Source organism: Mesorhizobium sp. M7A.F.Ca.MR.362.00.0.0, from assembly GCF_004023175.1.
Classification (GTDB): Bacteria; Pseudomonadota; Alphaproteobacteria; order Rhizobiales; family Rhizobiaceae; genus Mesorhizobium.
Window position 1 is genome coordinate 1 of record NZ_RZTF01000817.1, and the last position, 929, is coordinate 929.

At 63.4% G+C, this 929-nt stretch carries 2 pseudogenes; both read left to right on the forward strand.

The features are described from left to right. Positions 1–453, forward strand: a pseudogene (locus tag EOC06_RS37915) (proton-conducting membrane transporter); the annotation flags it as partial. A 178-nt stretch (positions 454–631) separates the two neighbouring features. After that, a pseudogene (locus EOC06_RS37920) lies at positions 632–929 on the forward strand (aminodeoxychorismate synthase component I); the annotation flags it as partial.

The following is a 929-nucleotide window of genomic DNA, read 5'->3' on the forward strand; positions in this document are numbered from 1 at the left end:
ATGTCGACCCCCGTGACGGCCAAATCCGCCGCCACAAAGCCGGCGCCGGCCAAACCGGCCGCTGCGAAAGCGGTCGCTGCCAAGCCGGCAGCGAAACCCGCCGCCACCAAAACCTCGGCTCCAGCCAAATCCGCAACGAGCAAACCTGCAACAGCCAAGTCTGCAACAGCCAAGCCAGCATCCGGCCCAGCATCCGGAAAGCCCGACAATCTGCGCCGGCTGATCGGTATCGGTCCGGTCAACGAGAAGCTGCTCAAGGCGCAAGGCGTCACCAGCTTCGCCCAGATCGCGTCCTGGACCGCCGCCGATGTCAAACGGATCGAGGACGTCATGAATTTCGACGGCCGCATCGCGCGCGAACGCTGGATCGAGCAGGCCAAGCTGCTCGCCGCCGGCAACGAGAAGGAATTCGCCAAGCAGTTTCCAACAGCCGGAACCTCCAGCAACAGCTGATCGCCAGGCACGACCTGAAGATTGCAAGCGGCGGCGCCATATCGGCGCCGCCGTTGCTCTTGGTTCCTGAGTTGGCCCAAACGTCGGCTTTAAGAGGCAGCGTGCCGTTCCCTCGATTGCGCGCGGGCGGCACCCCATATAGAGCGGTTGATGCTTCATAGACCGCAGCATGAGTCCCATGTCCCTGCCCGCCGCAATTTTTCGCAATGACAAAAGCGCGCGCCAGCTCGTTTTCGACCGGCCGGCCGATATCATCGTGGCGCACGAAGCAGGGGATTTCGAACCGGCTCTGGAAGCAGCACAAGCCGCGCATGATGCAGGCAAATGGCTTGCCGGCTATTTCTCGTATGAGGCGGGCTACCTGCTCGAACCCAAGCTCGTTCCCCTGCTGCCGAATGGACGCCGGGCCCCACTCGTGTGCCTTGGGGTTTTCGATGCCCCGGTCGAAGAGGCGGTGCCGCCTCGCGACACCACGG